This is a genomic window from Vibrio splendidus, assembly GCF_001557875.1.
GTDB classification, from domain to species: Bacteria; Pseudomonadota; Gammaproteobacteria; order Enterobacterales; family Vibrionaceae; genus Vibrio; species Vibrio splendidus_F.
Genome location: NZ_LNRF01000008.1, coordinates 23,582 through 48,473, shown reverse-complemented (window position 1 = coordinate 48,473; position 24,892 = coordinate 23,582). Strand labels below are relative to the sequence as shown.

Sequence of the window (24,892 nt, the reverse complement as noted above, 5' to 3'; positions counted from 1 at the left end):
GGCAATATTATTGCTCAAAGTGTATGTCTTCCTACGCAAATTGCAATTTTTAACATCTGAACAAAACTAGAATTAAAGGAGGAATAACAAGCATGGAATGACTTAGGAACTATGAATACTTCAACTCAACTTAGCCCGCTGCGTAAAACGACCAAACACGAACAAGCAGAAGCGCTTGCCATTGAGCAAGCTAAGCATTTTGGTATCGACTCAAACAGTGATTACGGCATCACGCTGATTGAACTGGCGACGACACTGTATAAAGCCAATACCAAGACTCACGACCTTTGGGCATTGACGGTTGATGGACTTTCAGAGCTCGACAAGAGTGACCGAATCGCTTGGTTTAACGCCAAACGTTTTTTGTCATTCCAGATAGCTAAGATCCTCGACAACCTACAAAACCCAATGCGCGCCACTTACCAATCCATTGCCACCAACAATGGCAATTTTGCCTCCAAAGGTGCGTATCCTATCTTCGATAATGTCGCTGCTATATTCTCCGCTAGCCCTGTGATTACGCGTACCGCGACCTATTTGTTTGCGTGTACAGAATGGATTGAAGACGCATTCAACGGTAAAGAGCCACTGCACGATATCTATTCTCGACTTCTCAACCCGACATCGATTTCACTGGCGAACCACATGGTTGATCTAGAGGCAGGCTCAAGAGCCAATGAATACCTCGCATGGAACTTTAATTCCGGTATGGCGGCTATTGATGGGCTTTTAAGCCATTTACTTGGACATGAAGATATTGTGTTGGCCTCACGCAATATTTATGGCGGTTCTTATCAGCTGTTGGAAGATTGGTTTGGCAAACCGTCTAATCTAAATGTCGCGGTAGAGTGGGTGGATGGCTACTCCGGTGATGAGTTTGCTGCTCGCCTTGATGAGGTTGCGGACAAATACGCAGATCGTCTCTCTGCGGGTAAGAAGATCTACGTTTACCTAGAGTCACCGTGTAACCCACATGGCTACGTGTTAGATGTCGCCAACATCAGTAAAGCGGCTCACTCTCGTGGCTGGGATGTGATTGTTGACTCAACAGTAGGCACGCCATTGCTTCACCCAGTACTTAAACGTGATGATGTGATGGAAAGGCCAGACTATGTCGTTCATTCCTACACCAAAGAATTGGCGGGTTCTGGCACCACCACCGCTGGGGTTGTGATTGGGCGTAACGAGACCATGTTTGTTCCAAAAGGGGAGGAGGTGACTTTCACCAAGCCCAATGGCGATGAGGCGACTATTCCTTGGAACGAAACCCTGTTCTGGAATGTGTATTACATTAAAGGTGCCTTCTTAGATGCAGACAAAGCGTTTGAAGTGCTTAATGGTATGAAAACTTATGAGATGCGTGTGGTGCAGAAAACCATTAATACACTGACTCTGGCGAAGATTTTTGATACGCACCCAGACATCAATGTATCGTGTCCTGCTTTGCCAGACAGTGATAACTATGAACACTGCCAGAACAACATGTACTTGGGTTTACCAGCGGCGCTGTTTACCATAGATATGGAAGGTAACGGCGATCGTGCGCCAATCAATCGAGATGGGTTCAAACAGTTCTTCGACATGCTTGAGCCGGCTATCGGCATGCAAGTAAGCTTAGGGCAAACCAATACGGTGGCGCTGTGTCCGGCACTGACCACGCATTCAGAACTCAGCGATGAAGCGCTCAATGAAGCAGGCATCAAACCGACTACAATGCGTATCTCTATCGGCTTGGAAGATCCTAGAATGTTCATTGCTCATATTGTCGAGGCCGCTAAATTGTCGATTGACCGCAACCACGTCGATTTCTCATCCAGCTTCCCGAGTGGTGACAGTATCGATGAAATCTATATGCAAACCTATATGGATGTACACCAGAGGTTTGTGAAGAGTTTGCCGAAGTTTGGGCAGCTGAGTCAGTAAATAAAAAAACACCCTGCTGACTTAATAATCGGCAGGGTGCTTATCTCTAACCAATTTCTTAGTCCTTGGTTTGATGACCTGTCTTCTTCGCAAGCTCTTGCATAGCCTCGGCAAACGTAGTTGTTCCGCCTTTCGCTTTAACTTGAACCACCTTATACCCTTGGCTTTCAAGCGCTTGGCGCTCTGCTAAAACCGCTTTATCATCTGGTTGACTGCCTTGTACTGGCTGATGAATGTAACACCCTTCTAATTGTCCATCTTCGACTAGCTGGTGGTGTTTCAGTGTATTGATATCAAAATTCATAGTAAGTCTTTTCGTGTAAAATGGAGAGCCTCTGTGGCAAGTCCGTAAGTATTTATCATTTTATCGTTTGTACCATACGGCATTTTAACCACAACAAGCTAGTAAAAATGAATAAATTCAAAGGCATCGCCTAGAAGCATATGGTGCCTATTGTGTGCTCATTTAATACCCGATTAAGTATCTTGTTTTTTTGCTACCTCGAAATACCATCTTCATTACTTTCGCACAGAAAACGGATGTGACTACAATTCCACTGCAGATCCCTAGGTAGAGAGTAATGTTAAAGTCGCTTTTTAAGGTGCCACCAAAATATTTAGCGTCTGCGATTTCGAGGAACAGTAGCAACCACGGGTGGATGAAAAAAATCGCAAAGCTTGTATCTGAAATGGTGTCTAAATATTTAGATTTAAAACTCAATTTTTCAAGAGCTCCATACAGTAAAAAAATGAGGGCAACCTTTTGAATAAAAACAACGTCTATCCCATCGTATTCAAAAAATGGCTTGTGTGAATTACCATTGATACCAGTGTAATTTTGATAAATAGACAGCATGACAACGATAAATAGCAACAGAAGTAGTGTCTTACTATTTAAGCACTCAGTGACCTTATCTTTATTCATACACACGCTAATCCCTATCAAATATATTGGCGTAAAATACACCAGAGACTGGAGTGGGTTAGTCCCTTCAACCGCTCGATGAACGAACAGAGACAGTATCGAAAGGAAACAAATAACCATAAGCTGTGACTTAGGCGCTAATTTGATAAAACGCATGTGCATAGGAGCAGATAAGAAGCACAAAAGAACAAAGGGGATATACCAATAGGCAGTGAGGAAGTGCCCTGTAAACAAATACTTTATTGCGGTGATGATGTCTGGATCTGACTGTTCGAACAATACACCATTTCGGTATGCACTTTCCGGATCAACCATGTTCTCAATAGGATTAAAGTACCCCCAATTAAGATAATAGAAAGCGAGGGTGGCGATGCTTCCAAGAATCAAGTAAGGCACACCAACATTTTTAAATTTCCCAAGAACGAATTTACTGTAGCCATAGCGGCTGTAGAAGACGTGGTAAAACATATAACCTGATATAAAAACGAAGAGCGATGTACCTCCAGTTATTATGTTTTTTAGAATATTTCCAATCTCATCAGTGCTCGATAGTCCGTAAGTATACGAATGTCCCATGACGATTAGAACTATTGTAATTCCTCTAAAATTACTTATCGATTGTAGAAACATATAAACTTCCCGTTTGATTTTAGCGTCGATCTCCCTTTGATTTAACTATAGACCCGATTAAACGTTACTTTTTCTGATTTTATTCATAAATATCAATTTAACCTTTCTCAACCACTGACCAAAACGGTCAAGTCAGTTGGGTAGGTGAATTAGGCGAACTGGATGAGAATCGAATCATTAGATACACCCCGAAGTTATTGCTTTAAGGAATGTTCTCCCCTCAGTCGCTAACCCAAAGATAATGTTTAACTGCATTTGAGAGGGGGAGATTATTGATGTCAGAGCTTAAATGACTAAAACAGGTTTTTTGATATGAATTCTATAGTATCCAACAGCACTACTTACAATAAATAGAACGTCTATCAATACAGCGACTGGTGAACCGACCAACACATCATGTATACACCAAACCGCTGTGCCAATAACCATCATCCAACGCATTAATTTGTCATTGCTACTGAACGAAGCTTTCGTATGTAATAGAGACGCTGTACAGCTTAGAGCACTTGTTAAGCCATTGAATGTTAAGAGTGTGCCTAAGAGTGTTACAGAATAAAATAGCCATTTTATTCTATGGCTTACGATGAAGATGCCAGTAAAATAACGGCATGCTCCGATGAACAACAAGCATGCAGCAGTCCACTCCTTAAGTAGTGCAAAATGAGCAGCAATAAGCAGGGCTGATATAGACAGTGCAGATAAAAGTAGCGTTCGATTTTTGAACTGGAACGATGCGATATCGAACAGTGCAGCTAGACCTACCAATATCTGGGAGGCAATAAAAAGGGACATAAACCCTCCAATAATAACCAGTTAGTATAGAAAACTTCGAGACGGCCCAACTCCATTTGGAGATGAGCGACATTGTGTCGGTTATTTATTGCAGGGGAGGTAGATCGCTACGGCTTTACTCTGGCTTTGCAAAGGATGACAGGCAAAAGAAATATGAATGTTACATATATTCAATTTTTGCTCCTTAGGCCTATAGCGTCTGATGTTTGCGGTGATTCTATAGGAAAGCATGAAAGAATAAAGGGATATCACTCTTTGTTACCATTTAACCACTTTAAATTGTTGAGCTTTACACCTAAAGATCATCATATTCTCGCTAATATGTTGTCTAATAAACGCCTTAAATCTAACGTAGTCGCCCGGCTTTGTGTTACAAAAAATATCACCAGTCAGAAAAATTGTCTTGCATGCCGTGTTTTTGTTGACGTATTCCCGTGCTCTGCGCAGGTTCTCATAGCTGGATTTATCTGAAAGGTGACAATCACTGATTTGGTACACGGTATTCATTGTTATTGTCCGACCATTCCATACATAGAATTAAAGGTGATAGAAAAATGCCTGCTAAGTCAGCAGGCATTTATTAGTGTTATTTCGCTTTTGATGCGGCATGGTGTTCAATCATGAAGGCAATGGCTTCATCGCTTAAGCAAGATTTACTGACATATTGGCGCTGTTTACCAATATGAAGGATAAAGCCGAGATCGGTCTGCTCAAGCTGGTCGATGTCACTCCAAGCGATAGTGTTGGTCGCTTTATGGTTTTTATAACTCACACCGTTCGTGTCACCTTGAAAGACTATTTTGCTGCCAGCGCCAGAGCTGATTCTTTGTCGCCATAACCACCATGTTCTTTTGCAGTACACACTGAACGCTTCAATTACACTCAAAACAATAAAGAACCAGCCAACGTAACCGTTAGGTAATAGTTCAAACTCTAGCAGAACCACACCAAAAATTAGAAACAGTATGCCTTTCAAATAGGCTTTTGGAAATTGAGTCGGAAGGCTAGTTTGATCATAACACTCCGCGAAAAACGTCTTGTCGAGTTTGTATTCTGTAGTGAAACCGGGTTCTTTAGACATGTGAGGCTACTTTAATGCTACTTGTTAATGGGCTTTCTTTGAATTGGTATTTTATGCTGCGATCTCGCAACTCGAGCATTGTATCGCTTCTCGGTACTTTTCTTTAGCGGTTTTATTTCTCTTTTGTAAATCAATAATACCGTCAGGGTTTGTTCTTGGTATTGTGCACTACATAGTGAAAACAGGGGACATGCCGCTGTCTTGACCGTTCATCAATAACAAGCCAATCAACACAAGCAAAATGCCGCCAAAGAGTTGCAAGTAGTGACCTGCGGCTTTTAATGAGGTGTTGCTGTTCTTGTTGCCTGCTGCCAAGTAGCGTTTCACTAAGTGTTTGCCTGTTAGCGTCATCATTGCAATTAAAGAGGTTGTTAGTGCTGTGCCTACGGCCATCGCAAAGGCGCTCAATACGCCCATCCAATATAGGCCAACCATGTTCGCGAAAAGCAGAACCATGATGGCTCCGGTGCACGGTCTTACGCCAATCGTCACGATGATTCCCGCATATTCGCGGAGCGTTGAGGCTTTGTTGATTGCGTCTGCATCGGCTACATGCTGGTGGCCGCACCCACAGTCGGCGTGAGACTGATCTGTATGAGTGTGAGCAGCAGCGGTTTGCATTGCGCTAGTCGCGCCTATTATAGGGGAAGGGGCTGATATTGATGAACGCAGTGCCATTGGCGAACGCGCTGAAATTGGTGCAGTTGTGTTTGTTGCGAGTGTGGTGATGGCTTTCACTTTCAGCTTAGGCTTACGCATAGCGGTATAGATGTTTTTCAAAGCCTTCCAACATATAAGCGCGCCGACGACCGCGACTAAGGCAAAGCTTAATGAAACAAACATATTCGCTTTGTCATTCACGACTCGCATTGAAGCACTAAAGCCCCACAGCAACACGCTTACTAGTAAGATCGCGACCAGTGCTTGTAAAAAAGCGGAGACGACCGTAAGCACTAAACTCGCCTTGGCTTTGGTTGGGTGAGTTGCTAAGTAAGTAGATACGATAACTTTGCCGTGCCCAGGCCCCAGAGAATGAAGCATGCCATAGATAAAGCTGAACCCGATAAGGTAACTGCCTGCACCCCAAGGGTTGGACTTAGCTTCATAGAGTAGGTCTGCAAGCTCTGAATTGACTTCTCTTTGCCATTGGATGCTAGAGATAACTAACGATGGCCACATAGACCACAGTTGATATGCCCCAACAACAATAAGCACGAACGCACCAGTTCCAATGAGGTAGTGATTGAGTTTGGACTGATTTTTCTTCATTTAACAAGAACCTATATCTGAAATCTTTCTGCTAATTAGTTGCCATGCTTAATCAGTTAGACGCTGACTTTAATGGCTGAAACGAATTACTGAGACTAAGAAGCGGGAACCGCAGCGCAATGAAGCTCAACCGATTGTGTAAACAGTTGGCCTAGCGTGTTATCTGGATCTGCATCGACAGGTAGAGACATCGCATAACTCATCTGCTCGGGAGTCGGGTTAGGCTCGATTAATTCTAACTGGCATTGTCTCGCTAGTTCGGATGACAGGGTCACGTCGCTGTTGGATAGCCACGACATGTCGACAAAGTAACTAGGGTCAAAAATCAATACGCGAAGCGAGTCTCGTGTCACTGGCTTAGGTTTAGAAAGTGGTAGGTCAAATGTTAGAACCATCTTGGCTTTATCACGCTCAAACTTTGCGTTCTCAACCATCTGATATTTGATGGGCTCTTCACCATCATAAAAATACGTGAAGTAGTGCTCGTACATCATGTTTTCGATTACAGACGCAGCGAGCTTTTTGAATGTTTCAGCTTCTGTATCGGCGGAGACGTCTTCGCCATCCAACATGTACATGGATGTCATTGCATCAAAAGACCACTCCATAGAGAGACCGGTGATCATGCCATTATCTCCCTCAATATGAGTTTTCATCTCTATCCAAGAGTGAGGATGGGCATATAGATTTGGCGCAAAAAACAAGAGTGCTAGGCCAACAGTCAAGCCCTTGAAAGAGCGAAAGCATGTCGCGAAACGGCTTAGATAGCGTGAGGAGAGGCGATTGATGACATCGATTAGAATAAATAGCTGTTTCATGAGAAATGATGGTTATTTAGTGTTATGTTATATTATAACAATTTGCTGCGTTATTCACTTCAAATTATAAGCTTGCTTACATTAAAGCGGATTGTCATTCTTGATTTTCAATTCAACCCATTTTTCCTGTAAACATCTTTGATTGGTGCTTAATTTGACATTATTCAGACTAGTGTGTGACGTTGAATAGTCGATTAAGATCTCGGTTGTAAGAGGCCTTTTTGTAGTGGGCTTGAGCTTGGCCTGTGATAACAGGCGTTAACTGCGCTAAAAACTACCCCCCAGTATAAATAAGGTGCTACATTACGCTCTATCCCTTTTCATTCAGTCACGTGAGTAAAAAATGCTATGTCGCACACAGCCAAAGATCAGAAAAAGCTAAAGGCTCGAGTCAGCAAAATACAAGGTCAGGTGAATGGCCTAAAGAAGATGTTGGATAATGAAGAGCAGCAATGTCAGGATGTATTGCAGCAGATAGCGGCCATTCGTGGTGCGGTCAACGGCTTGATGAGAGAAGTGATTAAAGGCCATCTCCTAGAACATGTTGTGCTAGAAGATGACAAGGATCAGCGTGAAGAAGATATGGAAGTAGTACTTAAAGTTTTAGACTCTTACATCAAATAAAGGTCTGATTTATTGAGCTTTCATTTGTGATTTTCTTTTCACTAGCTCTTTCTTTAAAGCATTAACGGCGTAAGGCTTCATCGTTTTCCAAGCCTTACACTCTTCTCGAGTTCGACCACACCCCAAGCACCAACCTTTACTGTTTGAAAAGTCACACATGTCGATACACGGGCTTTTTTTCTTTTTCATTTTAGAATCTGTCCTATTAAAGCCTGTCTTAGTTATAGCTTGTCTGAGTTATAGTCTCTCTAGCACCTTATCGACACTCGCTTCAAGCGCTCGTAGTCGGTTGAATTCTTCGAACAAACGCTGTTCAAGGTTTTTGAAATTCAAAGGCAGTGTTCGCTGACAAATACCGTAACTGTTATCTTGGGTTTTGTATCCTTTCCAACTTTCAATACGGCTTTGTTCCAACTCTTTGAACTGACGTATAAATTCAGGTTGGGCAGGGCAGTCTTCTTCCGCATGCATGCAGATAGGAAAGGCCTTTTGTTTAACCTGAGGCCCTTCAATAAAGGTTTCAAAGTGGACGCCACCTTGATTCTGGTTGAACCAATTCTCTTTGTATAGCTGAAGGTACTCGCCACGGTTATAAATTTCCCAACCATCTTCAAACCAGTTCGCTTTGCGCAGCATTTTCTCTAGGTTGCGGAATACACCCTTAACGTCTTTCATTCAGAAACTCTTCTCTTATCTGGTAATAGGGTTGGTGAAGCTCATGATATTGCGTTCAAAAAACTATACCCCTCCCCAGTATAAAATACTACCCCCTAGTATATGTGGTTATTTGAAGTTCAGCGCTAAGAGAGGGGGAGTTGAGTTGCTTTGTATAAAGAAAGGCCCCGCAAGTGCGAGGCAATTTTATTTGGGCAAAGAGGCTTAAGCCGTTTAGCTAGACGCGTAAACACAGCTAAACAAAATTGCGCTTTAGTGGTCGGGTTTGCCTGTTATTGTTTTATCGGCTACGAAGGCCGACGACCTTTGTAAGTAACGAATAGGTTACCGATCAGCATCACCACACCACCAATGATTAGCGCGAACGTCAATGGCTCGTCGTAAAGTAAAATCCCAACTACTGCGATAACAGGAAGCCTGAAAAAATCGAGTATCATCACCAGAGTTACTTCAGCGTTCTTCATGGCTTTGGTCAAACAATAATGAGCGGAGAGCGCCGAAAGGGCGACGAGTGACAACCAAGCCGATTCTAGAGTTGAAGGTGTTTTGAATACTTGCCAAGACAGAATCAAGCCAATCGGCAGTTGGATTAAACACATGTAAAACAGGATGGTCAGCGGAGCCTCAGTGTTGGCCAATGATTTGGTGGACGTATGCGCGACCGCGTAACAAAACGCTGCACACAACACGACAACAGCTCCGGCATTTATGACATCTTGAGTCGGTTGAACAATGATGACAACGCCGAGTAACCCTAATGCGATAGCCATCATTTTCTTAAGTGTCAGGCTTTCACCCAGGAAGAGGCTCGCCAATAGAGCTGTCCAAAGTGGGACGGTGAATTCAAGCGCGAACACTTCCGATAGGGGAAGTAATCCAATTCCAACAAACCAGCCAAACTGCCCTCCAAAGTGAAAGACATTACGTAGGCTATGCAAACGCAGTCGCTTTGTCGAGAACAGTTCCTTTTGCTTAGACGCGAAGATCAGAGATGACACGACGCACAAACCAATGATGCTTCGCACAAGTAATACTTGATATGTACTGATGTTACCGCTGAGCTCTCGTGCTCCGATGGCCATCAAACTGAATGACATCAGAGTGCCTATCATCCAAAGAATCGTTGATGAGATAGTGATTTCCTTATCGTGCGTGTCAGGTTTCCATATTGAGCGATTGTGCAGATTTTAACCGCCGCATTCAATTGAAACCTTTCATTTAATCAGATCTCTTCTACTTGTCATTAGGATCTCTGCAAACGGTAAATCTAATCTTGCACACGATAGTTATTGGCATATGCCAGTAACTGGGCGTATTATGAACACCTGATCATCAATAACAGGAAGTTACTATGTTATACGCAGTACCTTGCCGCGACCTTCATGTCGGCAACCATTTTGCTCGTTCTCCCCAGATCGCCATTGTCGATGAACAACGACAAATCAAGCATCTCATCCCTTTGGTTGAATCTGACAATCCGTGCAACAAGAAGAAGCAATGGATGTCTGTCGTTAAATCTTACGATGTAAAGGCTGTGGTGGTTCGTCACATCGGGAAGAAAATGTTGGCGCATTTGTTTAATAACGATATTCGAGTCTTGGCGTCGACAGGTAAGGCAGAAATCGGGACTTTGGATTTCGACAATCTACGGGAAGTAATCGATCTCGATTATGGTCGAGAGCCGAGAAATAGCGGGTGCAGCAGTAAAACGTGCGGAGATAAAGGGCACAAAAAACAAGCTTCGATCCTAATGGCACACCCTAATCAGTTAGGCGCTATTCAAGGGTTTCGAAAATGACCTTTTTGTTGACGCTATTGGGGTTTGTCGGAGTCGTTACATTGATGGCGATAGGCGTGATTTTTTCGCGCAAGCCAATCAAAGGCAGTTGTGGAGGATTGGCGCAGTTAGATATTGAGCGTGAATGCAATTGCAAGGATGTGTGTGAAGGGCAAAGCAGAAAGCTATATCAGATTACTGAGCCATCAAGCTAAGTATCAAAGCTAAGTATCGAGCTAAGCATCTAGAGTTCTCGCTCGCTGAGTTAAATAACTTCTGGCTAACACGTGAATTAACCGCTTTGAATCACCAACGCGTGACCATTGACGATGCACTTGGCGACTTTAGCTCGTGCACGCTTGATGATGTTACCGAATGTTTGGCGAGACACCTGCATTTGTTCAGCGGCTTCAAGCTGGCTCAGGCCTTCTTGATCAGCCAAGCGCAAGGCTTCGAGCTCTTCCAATAGCAATTCTTCTTTATGAAGCTCGTCCATAGGAACACCATTGGGCTTAAAACAAGAGTAAGCCGCACGAGTACACAACTGGCGATGTTTTTTTGGTCGAGCCATATCAATCTCTAGGAATCTAAGGGTAAAAAGGTCAGTATGAATATCTTCATTCCACACAATCATCGGCGTTGCCAAGTGTGCAGCCAAGGTTTTTTCTCAGACAGCCCAATAACATTTGAAGCTAATAGCGAGCGCGAAGTTTTAGCTAAGCATGAAACTTTGGATAAGTATGAAGCTTTAGTTAAATATGAAACCAGAGCCAAGATTGTACCAACAGATAAAGCCGAGGGCTACGATGGTATTATGCAGGGCGGCATTGTTACCACACTGCATGACAGCGCGATGTTGTATTGTCTATTTCAGAACAGTATCAATGCGATGACGGTGAGTTTGACGTCTCGCTTTCATCACCCAATCGCGATTGGTCAAGAGTTGGAAATTCGCGCGCAATGGGTCAAAAGCAGGCGTAATATTCACTTCTTAGAGAGTAAAATCACTCAGAACGGAGCGTTGTGTTCGTCGGCACAAAGCCAGTTTATGTCATCACCCTAGTTATCGATCGACAGCTTGGATGGTGCTAGTTTGTTGATTCCGTTCTTTTGCACAATAAATAGAGGTTTTCTATAGTTAATGTAGTAACGAAAAAACTAGTAGGGCAGTATTGAATTAACTATCCATCTTTTAGCTCCTGAGCGCGCTTGAATCCGTTCATTAGAGCGAGTTTCCCCGCACTTGATTCAATTCATCACTGCCTTTTCTCGGAGGGCTGCTGATGCCAAAATTCTTCAAATCGACATTCCAGTATTGTGTTCTATCAATCGTCTTACTTTTTCCATTCTTCAGTAGTTATGCTTCTTCCGCGCCGCTTAAAGTCGGTGTTTATCCATGTCCTCCATTTGTGATTAGTTCGATGGAAAATGAATGGAACGGCCTGAGTATTGAACTTTGGGAGAGAATTGCACAAGAAATGAACGTTGAGTTTACAGTAGAGAACCGCCCCTTGGGTGACTTACTCAATGCGATTGAAATCAAGCAAATTGACATCGGCGTCTCTTGCATTTCAATAACGCCAGAACGTGAGCTGTTTGCTGATTTTTCCCATTCCTTCTACGAAACTCACCTCGCTATCGCCGTTAAGAAGCAAGGTTATCTTCATACCTTGCGCGCTATATTTTTGAACCCTGCATTGTGGATTATCATTGGTGTCATCGTCTTTATATCAGGCGTGATTGGGGCGTTTTTCTACCTATTGGAGCATGGAGAGAACGAAAAGCTCTACTCGATGAAAAGCCGAACCGGTCGGTGGCTAGAAAGCTTCATACTGGGTTTACTTTTCATCACTCGTGGTCCATTCAATTACTTTGAGTTTAAGAGCCTAACTGGACGAATTGCCACGGTGTTTATTGGCGTGTTTAGTATGCTTTTTATCGCAAGTATTACTGCCGTGTTAGCTAGTAAACTTACTCTAAGCCAAGGCTCTTCCCATATCAAAGGAGTGAATGATCTTGCGGGAGTGGAGGTGGGTGCCAAAGTAGCAACGACTTCTTCTTTGATGCTCACAAGCTTTGGTATTCGACACAAGAGTTACATTGATATGCCAAGGCTATTAGCAGCTTTAGAGGATGGTGAGGTTGAAGCGATTGTCGCTGATGATGTGGTGCTCAAATACATGATTGGTAATGGTAGGATAGGCGGGCAATTTGAGGATTTAGAGGTTCTGCCTTATCAGTTAGAAAAGCAAAATTATGGCTTTATCATCACTGAAAACAACCAATACGAAGAAGAGATAAACCGAGCACTATTGAAAATTCGTGAGTCACGGAAGTGGCGCAAAATACTGGTCGAATACTTTGCGGATAAGTAGTTTAAGTAAATTAGCTACACCAGGGCTTCCAAGCTCTTTCTGCTAGAGTTGCTCAGAACCAGCGGCTTTATTTTTCTTGAAGTACTTGAATGCTGTCCAAACCAGATAAGCCGCAACACCGACAATAAGTGCCGAACGAATCAAGATAGGAGCATCATGCTCAAGTTGGCCTACATGCGGCACAATACTGGCAAACAATCGACTTGTGAAAAGCAACCCCATTACTAACATTACAATTTTATTCATGTGACTTGTCATTCAATTAGGTGCGTTACACAGAACAAGCTTTGGGCATTTGACACTATCAATACGACCAAGAACGCTTCTGCTCGGAAACAAAAGCATGCGCTTCTCAAGAATAGCCGTCAATGCGATATCCGCTTAAAACCAGTAAGCTAAAGTTTCGTTTTTGGAAGAGGTTTGTTCTGCCGGATACACCTATTAAGCGAAGCGGGTATGAGTGGAAATGGGTTTAAAATATTTATGTCAGTGCCTCTTGCATTACCAGCGTATTGAAAGCAGGGCTTGATTGACGAACAAGTTATTATCTTTGAAGTTTACAACTTATTTGAAATTATCAACTTCAAAGATAACATTGCTCATGAGTTCAGATTATTCGGGATTTATCTCGTCGAATATATTTTTTCCACAATAGATAAATCCACACAAAAAATAAGGTTATGATCAAGATTGGTATACATTATACCAACTTCACCAGTGCTGAAATCAACAGACTTTGCGACATCTTCTTGAAAGTTATCAATGACTAATTGTAGTAAGCAATCCTTGTCTAATACATTCATAAGTTTCCTTTAATATATTTTTATACTAGTTGCATAGTAAAGGATAGATTGTGTTCATAATCAAGGTGATTTTGATAATATTTTAATTTAGTGATTATTATAAATTTTAATAGTTTCATTTCATAATGAGAGCCTAAATAAATACTAAAGTATAATTGATAATTAATCCTATTTTGGGGGTGATTTCATTAACCTCACAAGAATTGAGTTCAGAGCAACAGGTAAATAAGCTCAAGTTTGTCGAAATATCAAGGTGAAAATTAAAAAATTTATTTCATTGCTATATTAGAGTTTAATTATACATTGGTGCTGCTTTCTTAGTGATAAAGTTTGTGAGCAAGGTAGTGTGTAGGTAAATGCGCTTCACTCTTGCCGGGGGAGATGTTTAACGCCCCCACTTTACTTTTCATAAGCTAGTCTTATCTAACGTCATTATGAAATTGATGGCATTGATGTGAGTGGTGTTCGTCTTACTTGGGTAAAAATTTCGTTGACTCAATAGCGAATAGCCGTTGAGTCAATGAGGTGAGCAGTAAGTGCCTTTACTTTCAGCACAGTGTGATATGGATGGCCGCACAACAAGTTGATTGTTATCTAGTTTAAACAGGGAAGCATTTTATGGTAGAGCAAGAGTATGATTACCCAGAGTCGTACAATTTAATTTCAGTGACAGACCCTTCAAGCAAGATCAAGTACGCAAGCCCACACTTTAACGAAGTAGCAGGCTACAAAGAAGGAGAGCTAATAGGTGAATATCACAATGTAGTTCGTCACGGTGATATGCCTAAAGCCGCATTTAAAGACCTATGGGGTCATATTCAGTTAGGAAATAACTGGATGGGTATGGTTAAAAACCAACGAAAAGGTGGCGGCTATTACTGGGTTGACGCTTTTGCTTCTCCGTTAAAAGAAAACAACGAGATTGTTGAATATCAGTCGGTTCGGTTTAAACCAAAAAGAGAATATGTTGAACGAGCAGAAAAAGCGTATGGAATTTTAAATAAAGGAAAAACACCATTCAAACTCATGTTACCAAAAACAAGGCTTTGGCAGCGTCAAACTTTCATATCCTTATTATTAATAGGGATTGTTTATGCACTCCATATTAACCAATTCCTAACTGTACTACAAAGTTTCTCATTGCTCTTTTTCGGAGGGACTGCATCAATTTATATTTTCACGCGTCGTTTGGAGAGTATTTGTAAAATAGCGAAAAATGAATTCAATAATCCCCTAATGGAGCATATTTATTTTGGTAAGGTAGATGATCTCTCCGAAATTGCTTTAGGAATGAAGGTACGGAAACAATATGCAAAAGCGTTATTAGGAAGAATCCGAATTTCGGTGAGTGATTCATGTGAATTAACCCTAATGCAGGCGAATAAAACAGCTGAGTCGAACGCAACGGTGTCTGAAAACCTTGAAAGTCAGAAAACAGAAATTGATATGGCAGCGACAGCTATTAATGAAATGCAGGCGGCTTCAAGCGAAATCTCTCAAAATGCACAAGGTACTCTAGATTCCACCTTTAGCACCCAACAAGAGCTATTATCTTGTCAGAACGAACTAAACCAAGTAGAAGAAAACTTTGTCGAGCTGACTAATGAATTAGACAATATATCGACAATATCGCTGTCTGTAGAGAGAGAGACGCAGCAAATAAGCTCCGTTATTGAGATGATTAACGCGATTGCAGACCAAACCAACCTGTTAGCTCTCAATGCCGCGATAGAAGCTGCACGAGCGGGCGACTCTGGAAGAGGGTTCTCGGTAGTGGCGGATGAAGTACGAGTGCTAGCTCAAAAAACACAAGAAGCAACAACAGAGATTCAAGCGGTTATTGAAAAGCTATGCACAGGCAGTGGTCAGTCAGTTACGGCCGTTAATAATGGCACTGAAAAAGCTAAACGTACTCAAACAACGATTCAATCGACTCTAGAAAGCCTTACGTTATTGAGTGAAAAGGTACAGGGAGTGGTTGATAGGAATAACCAAATCGCCGTCGCAATTGAAGAACAAGTTAATGTTTCTGAAGAGATTAATCAGAATATTCTTTCTATCCATAGTAAAGCTGAAGCTTCTCACGACCTAATGGAAGACAGCAAAAAGCAGTATGAGCAAAGTGTACTGAGCTTGAATGAGTTAAGAAAAGGAGTCGCTCGATTTTAAACTCAATAGAGTGACTCGCTATTTTGACGAGAGGCTAAACTGTGAATTGAGATTTGAACTAGTTTTAGCTTTGGGCGCAAATATAAAACCTCGCAATTGCGAGGTTTTATGTTTTTGGTCGGTTGAGCTTACTTGGACGGGGTATCTTAACAGCCAGATCAGATGCCGGGTTAAGTCACTGCGCTAAATTAACTGGCCGACGCTAGTTCAATTGTTGGTACTACATATGAAGGGGGGCGTAACGGCTCATTTCGTTCTTTAGATCTTGTTCATACTGATCTAGCCACGCATAGCGCTCGCGATACAACTTACGCTTTTGACGTTTTAGAGCTTCAAGATCTTTCCTGTTCGGGTTTGTCGGGAGACGATAAAAATAGTCATCATGCACCTTTCCATCGTGCTCTTCCCACAGACTGTTGTATTTAAGGCTGATGTCTTTGTTTTTCTTACCGTAGCGTAATGAGTTCGACACATGACCAGATTCTTTTACCGCATAGATATTGTCGATACCCAAGTTAATAGCGAGCAGTCGTAGCGTTTCTACCATGAAAGATTTAGGTCTTAAACCGTAAAAAGCTTTGGTGAATGTGCGGCTAAATCCATTGTCATTGGCGCCACCCTGTATACCGCCGATGTAGATGTTGTTGTTGAAAACAGTAAACGAAATGGTATACATTTTTTCGAGTTGAGAATTGGTCAATGAAATTGTCAGTTCACCTTCTTTTCTCGCGTTTCTTTCGAAGCTGAGATTAACCAGATAAACGTTGTCATCTACCTCAAGTTTTAGAAGATTGAGTCTTTCGTTATAGATTTGGTGTCTAGCTTCTGTTGCGAAGGTGTTTTCAAACCAGTCGTAGTGTTTGGATAAGATATCGATCTTTTCTTTATTGCTAAAGCCAGTACATAAGTAGGGAGTGACAAATTTGGAAAGGAAGTTGGGTTGCTTGATAAATAACAACTTTCTCTCTTCAGAGTTGAAATTATCACTCATTTTGCGAGTAGCTGAATAATAAAACAGGGCACGAATAGTAAACTTAACTATCGCTTTGTACTTACCCTTATTTTTATGGGTATTTGCTTCAATCCCCATGCGAACGACATTCATAATCACCTCAAAGAAGAAGGATTGCTCGAACACAGTCGTGTCATGAACCCTTCCAATAATCTCACCAATAACAAGAAAATGATGATAGTGAAAAAGGTGATTTGGGTAAGTATAGCTATGTAACTCAATCAGTTACTTAGCGTTCAGATTTTGGGCAGATGTGTTTGTCGCTTTAGTGGGGAGGGGTATAGGTATCAATGTTATTTATTGGAGGCGCTTGCTCCTAAATCAAAAATGCCACTACAAATGTGCAGTGGCATTAGAACGATAACAAACTATCACTTTGCTTAAACCTAAACTTTAGTTCTTACAGAAACTATAGCTCTAACAGTTTGGCCAGTTCACGCTCTTCGAGAAGCTCTTCGATGCGTTGACGAGTCTTAGGCGTTTCGGCTTGCGCTTTAGTCGACTTACCTGCTTTTTTACTTCGGCTCGTTTTCGCTTTTTCCTTAGTCGTCATCGTAACCTTCCTTGTGTTTTCTGTGTTACAGGTTGCACGTCTCTTTTAGTGCCTTGCCCGCTTTAAATGCTGGCGTCTTTGATGCAGCAATCTGAATCTCTTCTCCGGTTCGCGGGTTACGACCAGTGCGAGCAGCTCGAGAGTTAACTTTAAAGCTACCAAATCCAAGGATCGATACGTCATCACCGTTAGCAAGCGAAGTAGAGATACCTTCAACTAGCGCATTTAGTGCTGTGCCTGCTTGGTCTTTTGAGATGTCTGCAGATGTCGCGATGTGTTCAACTAATTGAGATTTGTTCATAATCTATATTCCTTATTGAGTACGGCTGGCGTCTACCTTTAGCACCTAGCTTATGCGATCTTATCAACAGCAACTGAAATAATGTCAGTGATTGGGTAGAGCTTTGTAAAGTAACCAACAGAATTGACTATAAAAGCATCTGTCGGTTCAATCAATGCAATTCATTGATTATTATTGATTTATAGACATGTTGCCCAAAACTTCTTGAGAAAAGAGCGTTAGGATTGCCCGATCGATTCATAATCCAAATCGAGGCTGTCACCTATCACGTTGACAAACGAAACAGTAAAAACAAAGAAGCCCAGCTTAATTGCTGGGCTTCTTGTGGTCAGAGTGATTTATTAATTCAGAACTATTTGGTAATAAAAATTTGTTCTGTCTCTAGTGATGTCATCGTGCGAACTTGACGCCAAATGTAGTAGAAAATACCTAACATCATCAGCATGCTTGGGATGGCGATTGCTGGGTAGCTGTAAAGTGTCAGCTTACCAAGTTCTTCATTAAAGGCAGCGGTGCCAGCAGGGCTGGTTACAATCCAAGTCGCTAGGAAGTAGTTCATAGCTGAAGAAAATGCGAAAGTACTCGCGAATAGGTAGTTTGATGTCATTAAGCAACGGTCGAACTGCGCCTGCTTACCGAACTGTCGTAAACGCTCTTCGATAAGAGAGATATTTAACAGAGCTGGTGTGAAGATAACTTTCTGAATAAACGGATAGCGGGTGAAGGTTGAGCCAAGAACCGCTAAACCAATTAAACCAGGGATTAATGCTTCTTTTAGTGCTAACCAACGAGTGTCTAGTTCGAAGAAACCAATACCGCCCGTTAATAGCACGCTGACAAAGCCGAGCGCAGCGATGAAGTTGAACTTCTTATTGCGGATTAACTCCATACCACCATAAGCAATAGGGAAGGCAAGGGCAACAAGCAAAGCTAAGCCGGTTCCTAGGTGCTCATCTCCACTGAATTTCATTAAGATGAATGAAGGAAGAAGGACGTTAAAGACGACTTCAAAAAGAGGACTCGATTTTTTATTTTCTGTGCTACTCATAATTTCTAAATACATTATGTTATGGATTTATTCTCAGGGATTGTTGTTTACCTCGCCCAAGATGTAAAGCCTTAAGGTATCATGCAGTGTAACGACATGTGACATCAACGACATCTCTGAGCCTATCTGACGTTCGATTCAGGACTTTACTTGTCCTATTTATCAGCCTCTTAGCAGCTTGATATCATGGTTTCGCTGCGTTTTGGTTAATTGCGCTATATTCGAGATACTATTTTTTTAAGCAGATGGCTGATCTCTTTTCGTTCATCCGGCTCTAGTATGTTTAAGTATTCTTGATTGACATGAACTGGGAGAGGTAAAAGATCGTCTTGGATCGTCCGCCCGTTCTCTGTTAAATAAATATTGAAAGAGCGACGGCTACTTGGGGCGGGTCGTCGTTCAATCAAGCCAAGACGTTCGAGCTTATTCAAGGTTCGAGTTGTGGTCGAGTTTTCTACCTTGGATTTCTGAGCTATTGCTCGTTGAGTTATTCCTTCTTGTTCCCATAAACACATCAAGGTGGGCCAAAGCGCGACAGTCAATCCATGCTTTTTAAGCTCAAAGTCAAATCTCTTTGCTGTGCTGTTTGCGATTACATGGATCAACCAACAAGCGGTGTGCTCTCTATCAAGTACTTCAGTCATTAATTCATTCCGGTGTACCAAATTACACCTATTTTTATTTATGCTAATACAACCAGAGTAACGGTAAGCAGTGCAGCTAAAGCAAGTACGGACAACGCGCGCCATTGCGAAACAAATGCTACGCGGTCATCAAATTGCATTCGTGTTTGAAAACCAGTGACCATTGCCCAAGTTAATGGCTTTGAACGTAATTTGTAGACCAGAACGGCAAAGAGGTGTACGGCAACCAGCGCCGGGAGCACTTTTACCATGGCTAGGTGGATGTTTTCTAGCAAGGTAAACACTGAATCATTCAACCAGATACTTGCATAGGGTAAGCGATCAAGAAGGCCTGCTAAAGCTAAGCCAGAAATACATTGAATGAATAAAGTTGATAGCAGTGTCACAACCATCCAACCCCCAGCAGGATTGTGGCCAGGTTTAGCATTTTCTTTTCCTAGTAAATAGCGAACCACTGATTTTGGGGATCGTAAAAATTGTCTGAATCTGCTCGTTTCGCTACCAACCCATCCCCAAATTAATCTCCAGATGATTAAGGTAATCAGTGCTAGCCCTAGTTGAACGTGGGGGCCATTGCCTGAAATGCCAGACGCCATTAACCCGATGAAAAGCGCTGCTTGAGCCCAGTGGTATAGGCGAGTTGATAGATCCCAAATTTTCATAACGTCATTCTCTCTGTTGTATTTATTTACTTAGCATCAATTTGATTTGCATTAATTTACACAGCAATAATTGCGTGCGCAACTATTGTTGTGTAAATTACATTCATCGAAGCAAGACACTACATCGAAACAAACCATCGAAACTAGACAACAAAAGCTAAACGTAGCGGAGAGAGATATGAACAAGATAATGACGGGCCTACTGTGTACTACAACAGTTCTGCTCAGTACCTATGCTATCGCTGAACAAGGCGACGATTTACCCGTTTACTCAAACAAAATTGAACAGCGTCAACACGCATTTACGCAAATCGAAACTTTAATAGAGAAAGCCGGCGACACTTTAGATGGCAATGATACGAATTGGCAGACACTAGAGGAAACGAGCTTAGAGCTAACGGCTCACAGCCAATCATTGCTGACGTTATTTCCGGAAGGCAGTCACGAGGGGAGTAAAGCAAAAGAGAGTGTTTGGAGCCAACCTGAAAAATTCAATCGTCTGTTAACACAAATGGACCAGGGCTTTCAGGAGCTTTTCCAAGGCAGTCAACAAGGTGATGTATCGCTTGCGGAATCAGGATTAGAAGCAGCACAAGATACTTGCAAGAGCTGCCATCGCTCATACCGATCACGTTGGTAACACGGGTTAAACCGCTCAATTAACTTAATCGAATGAATCTAACCAAACACATTTATTCGTCCAAGCCTTATTAGCCAAAAGAAGGAACAAAATATGAAAATTATTACATTGGCAACACTTGCCGCTTCAATCTTTTTTTCCACTTTCATTAGCGCAGCAGACTATGCCGTTGAACTTGAGTGGAATACAAACAATCTGGAGCAAGTTCTCGATAATATGCCAGAGCAAAAAGCTGAATTTAGTAAACTGATTGACCGAGGTGAAATAAAAGATATGTATGTATCACGTAGTGAGGTTGATGGTCGTTCAGTACAGTTACTGCGTTTTGTTATAGAGGCGAATGACCCTCAACAAGTACAAGATAAATTGGCTCATTTACCTCTGTATAAGAAGGATTTGGTTAATATCGCCAAAATTACTCCACTCGGTTCTAAGTGGTTAGACAATACACCAGATTATAATAACTATGGCGTCACAATCACTTGGAAACAGGGAATTGAAGCTCTTGAAATCGACCGTGTATTGAGTATTGATTTGCAAAGAGTGATCAGCCTTAACCAAGCAGGGCTGGTAACATCTTCATATATTGATTCGCAAAAACTTGAGAATCATGTTGTCCGACCTGTGTATTCGGTTTCTTTTATTGCTAAGGATGCACAACACGCGAAAGAGCTTAGCCACCAATTTGAGGCCGTTACGTTGGGTTATGCTGATGTGAATGTTCAATATTTGGGTTACAAGCTTTCTTTGACGAATAGTAAAAAATAGTTGCCTATTAGCGATTGGCTTTTCTTGTAGGTAACACCCCAAAAAACAGGCTGATAAATACAAAGCGTACTGTATAAATAATCGATGGTTCAATAGTCCACTCATTAAAAATATCTGCTTTTAGAGGCCAGTAATTTAAAGAATTTCAGTAATCTAAGTATTCGAGTATAAATATTGACTTGATAGGAAGTGAAGATTCTATTTAGTTAGATTTGAGATAAATAAAAAGGACTGAACGTCATACGTTTAGTCCTTTTTATTTTGAGGTTTACAGCATGCCGAGAAAATAGAGCGCAATCAATAAGTGCTGCAGCCAAAAGGTTACCTGATCTCATTTGGCGTAGAGGGGGATGATATTTACTCGATGAATATGCTCCTATACGTGCCCTCGTTCACATATATCAATAATTCAATTCGTTAGCCGGTTTCTTAATTTATTTTAAGGCGTAAAATATATCGCGCTTGCAAGCCGTTTTGGCAACAAACTTGTCGCCACGGACTTTTATTTCCAAATTATAGGTTTCCTATGTTCAAGAAACTCTCGCTTAAAAATAAGCTGGCGATTTCAGCCAGTATGGCCATTATCCTGGGGGGGATTTTGGTCGAGGCACTGTCTTTTCGTGCTTCATTGCAACGACTAGATATTGAAGTTGAACAGCGTTTAGAGGGCGCATCGGCTTCTTACAATCAATATGTATCGGATTGGATCTTATCCAAAGAACGTGCACTGACTTCTTTGTCGCAAGAGTCTAAACAAGAAAGCTTGGTGACTCACCTAAAACAGGTTCGTGATTCTGCCTCTTTTGATAATGTCTTCTTGGCATTTCCTGATGGTTCGCAAAAGAACGCGAACGGAGTGGTATTGCCGCCGGGCAATGATGACCCACATCTATGGGGTTGGTACACCAATGCGGTAGCAAACCCAAGTAAAGTGTTTATGGACAACCCAACGGTTGCAGCTGCAACTGGGGCGAATGTTGTGTCGCTGGGTACTGCCATGCAATTACATGGTCAACAGGTCGTGTTAGGTGCGGATGTTGAAATTACCGACATTCTTAATAGCCTAGAGCAAGTAATTCTTCCTGGTGAAGGTTACATGTTCATCGCGACTAATAAAGGCACGGTTTATACGCACCCTGACACTAAGTTACTGAACAAAAACATCAGCTCACTTGGGTTGGATTTTGCGGATGTACAAAAGGCTTTAACTAGCGGCAAAGATACGTCTATAGAGTTGAATGGCAGCGACTATGTTTTGTATGCGCGTGCTATTGATGGAACTAACCTGATTACTATCAGTGTTGTTAACCATGACTCTTTGGTAGCACCGCTATTCGATGCTGTGATTGGCCAAGTTTTGGTGACACTACTTGTGGTGATCGTATGTACCATATTGTTTAACCTGTTGTGTACGATTCTATTCCGTCCGCTGAACCACGTGTCTCAAGCATTGGCGCAAATTGCTAACGGTAGTGGTGATTTAACTCAACGTATTCATGTTGAAAATCAAGACGAAGTAGGCGAGCTGGCTCATAACTTTAATACCTTTGTGGGCAGCTTACAGCAGTTGATTGGTCATATTCGTGGGCAATCAGAACAGCTAAATAGCCAGTCAGAGCAAAGTGCTCAACGTGCGAACCGTTCTGTGGACGAGCTTAATCACCAACAGCAAGAAATCACTATGGTGGCAACGGCGGTAACGGAAATGGCCTGTGCAACTCAAGAGATTGCCTCGCATGCTGAACAAACAGCAAAAGCGGCGCAAGACTCAGCGACTAGCACTAACAGTGGTCATGCTCTGGTAGTCGACACTAAAGGTTCTATCAATAACCTAGCCAATGAAGTGAACGAAGCGGGTAACGTGATCAGCGAGCTAAACAAGCATGCTCAAGAGATCTCGACAGTACTCGCAACGATTCAAGGTATTGCAGAACAAACTAACTTGCTTGCTTTGAATGCTGCCATTGAAGCGGCTCGTGCTGGTGAACAAGGTCGTGGCTTTGCTGTGGTTGCTGATGAAGTACGTGTGCTTTCACAGCGCACTCACTCTTCAACGGAAGAGATCAAATCAACGATTGATATCCTGCAGCGCACAACGGCGCAAGCGGTTGAGCTGATGGAGAGCAGTTCTAAACTGGCAATACATTCTGTAGAAGATGCCGACCGAGCTTCGCATGCGCTTGAAGAGATCAACTCGGCGGTGGCTTTGATCAGTGATATGGCGACTCAAATCGCGACGGCTGCTGAAGAGCAAACACACGTGACGGGTGAAATTACCCAAAATATTACGACCATTAAAGATGTCACTGACCACTTGGTTGTGGGTGCACAGGACAGCTTAACTGAGTCAAACGAACTTAAAAGCCAAGCCGCTGGTTTAAGTGACAAAGTGGCCACTTTTAAGCTTGCTTAACTGTTTTACTCGCTGATGCCTGATCAGTGAGTGAGCGCTAAGCAATAAGTCAAAGCGACGTAGATTACGTCGCTTTTTTTGTATTTGTTAGCAATAGAACTCTTTATCAATCTGTTTCTGAAAACTCTTTCAGCGCACTTATTGCTGCATCTGCTTTGTCTTTTTGAACGAAGATATGGTCGTGATAGTAGCCTGCAACAACGTTGGCGCTAATGCCGTATGAACCAAGCTTGGTCGCAAACGCTGCCGTTAATCCAACCGCTTCAAGGCTAGAGTGTACAGACAAAGTGATTAGGCTAAACACACTATCGAAGTTGAGCTGAGCTTTAGTCGCAACGTATTCTTCCAAAACGAGTGTTAGACCTTCCTTTTCTTGAAAAGTCGAGATTGGGTTTAGTTGAACATAGTCTGCTAACGGCCCGTCAACGGTACAGAAAACATAGCTACCTTCGATAAGCTCTGGTGATATTGATTTCAACAAGACATCTAAATCAGTAATAGCGGTCATTATTTATCCTTTTCTTCGTGCTCACGCTATGCGTAGTGCCGTTTGCGTTGGTCTATTTGCATTGTTCTTACTACGATAAGACCCAACACTGTATAAGTACAATTAATAGTACTTATTCCACATCAGCATTGTTAATGTTGATCGTGCTGTCGCAGTGCTTAGCAATGAGATGGCGTGGGACGAAGCGCACTATTTCGGTTGCGTCTCAGAAAACCCTGAGGATTGTATGCTAGATTTATTAGTGATACACAACTGGAGATATCGATGATCTGGCTTTCAGTGAAAGTACTACAGATTGGACTTGTCTATGGATACAGGAAGTATCAAAAAACGAAAAGAGCTCCAGCGTAGGGGCTCTTTTTTTGTTTCGGAGAGGCGATTTTCTATTTCAAGTGGGAAAGAAAATCTGTATTTGTCCGGTTTATTGTTATTAGCCAGATTAGCCTAGTAGCCAGATCAGCCCCCCAACTTAAAGCCACCAA

General features: G+C 42.1%; 28 protein-coding genes and 1 pseudogene. 10 read left to right on the top strand and 19 right to left on the bottom strand.

Going from position 1 to position 24,892, the window contains the following annotated elements:
* Window positions 1-111: 111 nt before the first annotated feature.
* Window positions 112-1,923, top strand: a complete 1,812-nt coding sequence (locus ATB74_RS17260) for a trans-sulfuration enzyme family protein (RefSeq protein WP_061019249.1) — start codon at window positions 112-114, stop codon at window positions 1,921-1,923.
* A 58-nt stretch (window positions 1,924-1,981) separates the two neighbouring features.
* On the opposite strand, the gene ATB74_RS17255 is transcribed toward ATB74_RS17260, so the two are convergent.
* From ATB74_RS17255 to ATB74_RS17225, 7 genes and pseudogenes are all read right to left on the bottom strand, one after another.
* Window positions 1,982-2,227 carry a hypothetical protein gene (locus tag ATB74_RS17255; protein WP_060981798.1) on the bottom strand — a complete coding sequence of 82 codons (246 nt, stop codon included), beginning with the start codon at window positions 2,225-2,227 and terminating at the stop codon, window positions 1,982-1,984.
* Window positions 2,228-2,389: 162 nt separating this feature from the next.
* On the bottom strand, window positions 2,390-3,478 hold the full coding sequence (locus ATB74_RS17250) for an acyltransferase family protein (RefSeq protein ID WP_061019248.1): 1,089 nt from the start codon (window positions 3,476-3,478) through the stop codon (window positions 2,390-2,392).
* A 285-nt stretch (window positions 3,479-3,763) separates the two neighbouring features.
* Complete coding sequence (locus ATB74_RS17245; RefSeq protein WP_061019247.1) at window positions 3,764-4,270, bottom strand: YgjV family protein; 507 nt, start codon at window positions 4,268-4,270, stop codon at window positions 3,764-3,766.
* A 312-nt stretch (window positions 4,271-4,582) separates the two neighbouring features.
* Window positions 4,583-4,777 (bottom strand): annotated as a pseudogene (locus tag ATB74_RS24445) (phosphoesterase); the annotation flags it as partial.
* 79 nt (window positions 4,778-4,856) lie between these two features.
* The gene (locus ATB74_RS17235) at window positions 4,857-5,351 is read right to left on the bottom strand and encodes a YcxB family protein (protein ID WP_061019245.1); all 495 of its coding nucleotides are present in this window, start codon (window positions 5,349-5,351) and stop codon (window positions 4,857-4,859) included.
* Between the two features lie 168 nt (window positions 5,352-5,519).
* Complete coding sequence (locus tag ATB74_RS17230; protein ID WP_061019244.1) at window positions 5,520-6,620, bottom strand: nickel/cobalt transporter; 1,101 nt, start codon at window positions 6,618-6,620, stop codon at window positions 5,520-5,522.
* A 95-nt stretch (window positions 6,621-6,715) separates the two neighbouring features.
* On the bottom strand, window positions 6,716-7,438 hold the full coding sequence (locus ATB74_RS17225; protein ID WP_061019243.1) for a DUF1007 family protein: 723 nt from the start codon (window positions 7,436-7,438) through the stop codon (window positions 6,716-6,718).
* 348 nt (window positions 7,439-7,786) lie between these two features.
* Between ATB74_RS17225 and rcnR the strand changes: the two genes are divergently transcribed.
* A complete protein-coding gene (gene rcnR, locus ATB74_RS17220; protein WP_060981805.1) occupies window positions 7,787-8,062 on the top strand; it encodes a Ni(II)/Co(II)-binding transcriptional repressor RcnR in 276 nt (91 codons plus the stop codon).
* A 9-nt stretch (window positions 8,063-8,071) separates the two neighbouring features.
* On the opposite strand, the gene ATB74_RS17215 is transcribed toward rcnR, so the two are convergent.
* The 3 genes from ATB74_RS17215 to ATB74_RS17205 all read right to left on the bottom strand — a co-directional run bounded on the left by ATB74_RS17215 (window position 8,072) and on the right by ATB74_RS17205 (window position 9,849).
* On the bottom strand, window positions 8,072-8,251 hold the full coding sequence (locus ATB74_RS17215; RefSeq protein WP_061019242.1) for a DUF1289 domain-containing protein: 180 nt from the start codon (window positions 8,249-8,251) through the stop codon (window positions 8,072-8,074).
* 48 nt (window positions 8,252-8,299) lie between these two features.
* Window positions 8,300-8,737, bottom strand: coding sequence for a hypothetical protein (locus tag ATB74_RS17210; RefSeq protein WP_061019241.1), 438 nt, complete (start codon window positions 8,735-8,737; stop codon window positions 8,300-8,302).
* Between the two features lie 287 nt (window positions 8,738-9,024).
* A complete protein-coding gene (locus tag ATB74_RS17205; protein ID WP_061019240.1) occupies window positions 9,025-9,849 on the bottom strand; it encodes a DMT family transporter in 825 nt (274 codons plus the stop codon).
* Window positions 9,850-10,088: 239 nt separating this feature from the next.
* Between ATB74_RS17205 and ATB74_RS17200 the strand changes: the two genes are divergently transcribed.
* On the top strand, window positions 10,089-10,535 hold the full coding sequence (locus ATB74_RS17200) for a NifB/NifX family molybdenum-iron cluster-binding protein (protein WP_061019239.1): 447 nt from the start codon (window positions 10,089-10,091) through the stop codon (window positions 10,533-10,535).
* A complete protein-coding gene (gene nqrM, locus ATB74_RS17195) occupies window positions 10,532-10,729 on the top strand; it encodes a (Na+)-NQR maturation NqrM (RefSeq protein ID WP_009846971.1) in 198 nt (65 codons plus the stop codon). Before ATB74_RS17200 ends, nqrM begins: the two co-directional genes overlap by 4 nt.
* A 77-nt stretch (window positions 10,730-10,806) precedes the next feature.
* On the opposite strand, the gene ATB74_RS17190 is transcribed toward nqrM, so the two are convergent.
* Window positions 10,807-11,085: a DUF134 domain-containing protein gene (locus tag ATB74_RS17190; protein ID WP_061019327.1), complete on the bottom strand. Its 279-nt coding sequence runs from the start codon at window positions 11,083-11,085 to the stop codon at window positions 10,807-10,809.
* A gap of 36 nt (window positions 11,086-11,121) precedes the next feature.
* On the opposite strand from ATB74_RS17190, the gene ATB74_RS17185 reads away from it, so the two are divergent.
* Both ATB74_RS17185 and ATB74_RS17180 read left to right on the top strand, forming a co-directional pair.
* Window positions 11,122-11,577, top strand: a complete 456-nt coding sequence (locus ATB74_RS17185; RefSeq protein ID WP_061019238.1) for a PaaI family thioesterase — start codon at window positions 11,122-11,124, stop codon at window positions 11,575-11,577.
* Window positions 11,578-11,797: 220 nt separating this feature from the next.
* Complete coding sequence (locus tag ATB74_RS17180; protein WP_061019237.1) at window positions 11,798-12,889, top strand: transporter substrate-binding domain-containing protein; 1,092 nt, start codon at window positions 11,798-11,800, stop codon at window positions 12,887-12,889.
* Window positions 12,890-12,931: 42 nt separating this feature from the next.
* Here the strand turns inward: ATB74_RS17180 and ATB74_RS17175 are convergent, their stop codons facing one another.
* Window positions 12,932-13,135: a hypothetical protein gene (locus ATB74_RS17175; RefSeq protein WP_061019236.1), complete on the bottom strand. Its 204-nt coding sequence runs from the start codon at window positions 13,133-13,135 to the stop codon at window positions 12,932-12,934.
* Window positions 13,136-14,310: 1,175 nt separating this feature from the next.
* Between ATB74_RS17175 and ATB74_RS17165 the strand changes: the two genes are divergently transcribed.
* Window positions 14,311-15,861 (top strand): methyl-accepting chemotaxis protein, encoded by a 1,551-nt coding sequence (locus ATB74_RS17165; RefSeq protein WP_061019234.1) that lies wholly within the window; start codon window positions 14,311-14,313, stop codon window positions 15,859-15,861.
* Between the two features lie 220 nt (window positions 15,862-16,081).
* On the opposite strand, the gene ATB74_RS17160 is transcribed toward ATB74_RS17165, so the two are convergent.
* From ATB74_RS17160 to ATB74_RS17140, 6 genes are all read right to left on the bottom strand, one after another.
* Window positions 16,082-16,966, bottom strand: coding sequence for a VirK/YbjX family protein (locus tag ATB74_RS17160; RefSeq protein ID WP_155645082.1), 885 nt, complete (start codon window positions 16,964-16,966; stop codon window positions 16,082-16,084).
* A gap of 316 nt (window positions 16,967-17,282) precedes the next feature.
* Complete coding sequence (locus tag ATB74_RS24305; protein WP_017059112.1) at window positions 17,283-17,426, bottom strand: hypothetical protein; 144 nt, start codon at window positions 17,424-17,426, stop codon at window positions 17,283-17,285.
* Between the two features lie 25 nt (window positions 17,427-17,451).
* A complete protein-coding gene (locus ATB74_RS17155) occupies window positions 17,452-17,727 on the bottom strand; it encodes an HU family DNA-binding protein (protein WP_017059113.1) in 276 nt (91 codons plus the stop codon).
* 352 nt (window positions 17,728-18,079) lie between these two features.
* Window positions 18,080-18,775, bottom strand: a complete 696-nt coding sequence (locus ATB74_RS17150; RefSeq protein ID WP_060981815.1) for a VC0807 family protein — start codon at window positions 18,773-18,775, stop codon at window positions 18,080-18,082.
* A gap of 215 nt (window positions 18,776-18,990) precedes the next feature.
* Window positions 18,991-19,419, bottom strand: a complete 429-nt coding sequence (locus tag ATB74_RS17145; protein WP_061019233.1) for a MarR family winged helix-turn-helix transcriptional regulator — start codon at window positions 19,417-19,419, stop codon at window positions 18,991-18,993.
* 38 nt (window positions 19,420-19,457) lie between these two features.
* The gene (locus ATB74_RS17140) at window positions 19,458-20,081 is read right to left on the bottom strand and encodes a cytochrome b/b6 domain-containing protein (protein WP_060981817.1); all 624 of its coding nucleotides are present in this window, start codon (window positions 20,079-20,081) and stop codon (window positions 19,458-19,460) included.
* Window positions 20,082-20,259: 178 nt separating this feature from the next.
* Here ATB74_RS17140 and ATB74_RS17135 point away from each other — a divergent pair, with 178 nt between their 5' ends.
* The 3 genes from ATB74_RS17135 to ATB74_RS17125 all read left to right on the top strand — a co-directional run bounded on the left by ATB74_RS17135 (window position 20,260) and on the right by ATB74_RS17125 (window position 23,902).
* A complete protein-coding gene (locus tag ATB74_RS17135) occupies window positions 20,260-20,721 on the top strand; it encodes a cytochrome c (RefSeq protein ID WP_061019232.1) in 462 nt (153 codons plus the stop codon).
* A gap of 93 nt (window positions 20,722-20,814) precedes the next feature.
* The gene (locus ATB74_RS17130) at window positions 20,815-21,489 is read left to right on the top strand and encodes a hypothetical protein (protein WP_061019231.1); all 675 of its coding nucleotides are present in this window, start codon (window positions 20,815-20,817) and stop codon (window positions 21,487-21,489) included.
* A 526-nt stretch (window positions 21,490-22,015) separates the two neighbouring features.
* Window positions 22,016-23,902 carry a methyl-accepting chemotaxis protein gene (locus tag ATB74_RS17125; protein WP_061019230.1) on the top strand — a complete coding sequence of 629 codons (1,887 nt, stop codon included), beginning with the start codon at window positions 22,016-22,018 and terminating at the stop codon, window positions 23,900-23,902.
* 106 nt (window positions 23,903-24,008) lie between these two features.
* Here ATB74_RS17125 and ATB74_RS17120 read toward each other — a convergent pair whose 3' ends face one another.
* Window positions 24,009-24,410: an ACT domain-containing protein gene (locus ATB74_RS17120; protein ID WP_061019229.1), complete on the bottom strand. Its 402-nt coding sequence runs from the start codon at window positions 24,408-24,410 to the stop codon at window positions 24,009-24,011.
* Window positions 24,411-24,892: the final 482 nt, after the last annotated feature.

Bases quoted from the DNA above. Each gene is read 5' to 3' on its own strand.
- ATB74_RS17260 (WP_061019249.1), top strand. From the start codon at position 112: ATGAATACTTCAACTCAACTTAGCCCGCTGCGTAAAACGACCAAACAC.
- ATB74_RS17235 (WP_061019245.1), bottom strand. From the start codon at position 5,351: ATGTCTAAAGAACCCGGTTTCACTACAGAATACAAACTCGACAAGACG.
- ATB74_RS17180 (WP_061019237.1), top strand. From the start codon at position 11,798: ATGCCAAAATTCTTCAAATCGACATTCCAGTATTGTGTTCTATCAATC.
- ATB74_RS17185 (WP_061019238.1), top strand. From the start codon at position 11,122: ATGAATATCTTCATTCCACACAATCATCGGCGTTGCCAAGTGTGCAGC.
- ATB74_RS17215 (WP_061019242.1), bottom strand. From the start codon at position 8,251: ATGAAAAAGAAAAAAAGCCCGTGTATCGACATGTGTGACTTTTCAAAC.
- ATB74_RS17175 (WP_061019236.1), bottom strand. From the start codon at position 13,135: ATGAATAAAATTGTAATGTTAGTAATGGGGTTGCTTTTCACAAGTCGA.
- ATB74_RS17145 (WP_061019233.1), bottom strand. From the start codon at position 19,419: ATGACTGAAGTACTTGATAGAGAGCACACCGCTTGTTGGTTGATCCAT.
- ATB74_RS17200 (WP_061019239.1), top strand. From the start codon at position 10,089: ATGTTATACGCAGTACCTTGCCGCGACCTTCATGTCGGCAACCATTTT.
- ATB74_RS17155 (WP_017059113.1), bottom strand. From the start codon at position 17,727: ATGAACAAATCTCAATTAGTTGAACACATCGCGACATCTGCAGACATC.
- ATB74_RS17160 (WP_155645082.1), bottom strand. From the start codon at position 16,966: ATGAATGTCGTTCGCATGGGGATTGAAGCAAATACCCATAAAAATAAG.
- ATB74_RS17245 (WP_061019247.1), bottom strand. From the start codon at position 4,270: ATGTCCCTTTTTATTGCCTCCCAGATATTGGTAGGTCTAGCTGCACTG.
- ATB74_RS17255 (WP_060981798.1), bottom strand. From the start codon at position 2,227: ATGAATTTTGATATCAATACACTGAAACACCACCAGCTAGTCGAAGAT.
- ATB74_RS17225 (WP_061019243.1), bottom strand. From the start codon at position 7,438: ATGAAACAGCTATTTATTCTAATCGATGTCATCAATCGCCTCTCCTCA.
- ATB74_RS17190 (WP_061019327.1), bottom strand. From the start codon at position 11,085: ATGGCTCGACCAAAAAAACATCGCCAGTTGTGTACTCGTGCGGCTTAC.
- ATB74_RS17165 (WP_061019234.1), top strand. From the start codon at position 14,311: ATGGTAGAGCAAGAGTATGATTACCCAGAGTCGTACAATTTAATTTCA.
- rcnR (WP_060981805.1), top strand. From the start codon at position 7,787: ATGTCGCACACAGCCAAAGATCAGAAAAAGCTAAAGGCTCGAGTCAGC.
- ATB74_RS24305 (WP_017059112.1), bottom strand. From the start codon at position 17,426: ATGACGACTAAGGAAAAAGCGAAAACGAGCCGAAGTAAAAAAGCAGGT.
- ATB74_RS17125 (WP_061019230.1), top strand. From the start codon at position 22,016: ATGTTCAAGAAACTCTCGCTTAAAAATAAGCTGGCGATTTCAGCCAGT.
- ATB74_RS17150 (WP_060981815.1), bottom strand. From the start codon at position 18,775: ATGAGTAGCACAGAAAATAAAAAATCGAGTCCTCTTTTTGAAGTCGTC.
- ATB74_RS17130 (WP_061019231.1), top strand. From the start codon at position 20,815: ATGAAAATTATTACATTGGCAACACTTGCCGCTTCAATCTTTTTTTCC.
- ATB74_RS17230 (WP_061019244.1), bottom strand. From the start codon at position 6,620: ATGAAGAAAAATCAGTCCAAACTCAATCACTACCTCATTGGAACTGGT.
- ATB74_RS17250 (WP_061019248.1), bottom strand. From the start codon at position 3,478: ATGTTTCTACAATCGATAAGTAATTTTAGAGGAATTACAATAGTTCTA.
- ATB74_RS17120 (WP_061019229.1), bottom strand. From the start codon at position 24,410: ATGACCGCTATTACTGATTTAGATGTCTTGTTGAAATCAATATCACCA.
- ATB74_RS17140 (WP_060981817.1), bottom strand. From the start codon at position 20,081: ATGAAAATTTGGGATCTATCAACTCGCCTATACCACTGGGCTCAAGCA.
- ATB74_RS17205 (WP_061019240.1), bottom strand. From the start codon at position 9,849: ATGATAGGCACTCTGATGTCATTCAGTTTGATGGCCATCGGAGCACGA.
- ATB74_RS17210 (WP_061019241.1), bottom strand. From the start codon at position 8,737: ATGAAAGACGTTAAGGGTGTATTCCGCAACCTAGAGAAAATGCTGCGC.
- ATB74_RS17135 (WP_061019232.1), top strand. From the start codon at position 20,260: ATGAACAAGATAATGACGGGCCTACTGTGTACTACAACAGTTCTGCTC.
- nqrM (WP_009846971.1), top strand. From the start codon at position 10,532: ATGACCTTTTTGTTGACGCTATTGGGGTTTGTCGGAGTCGTTACATTG.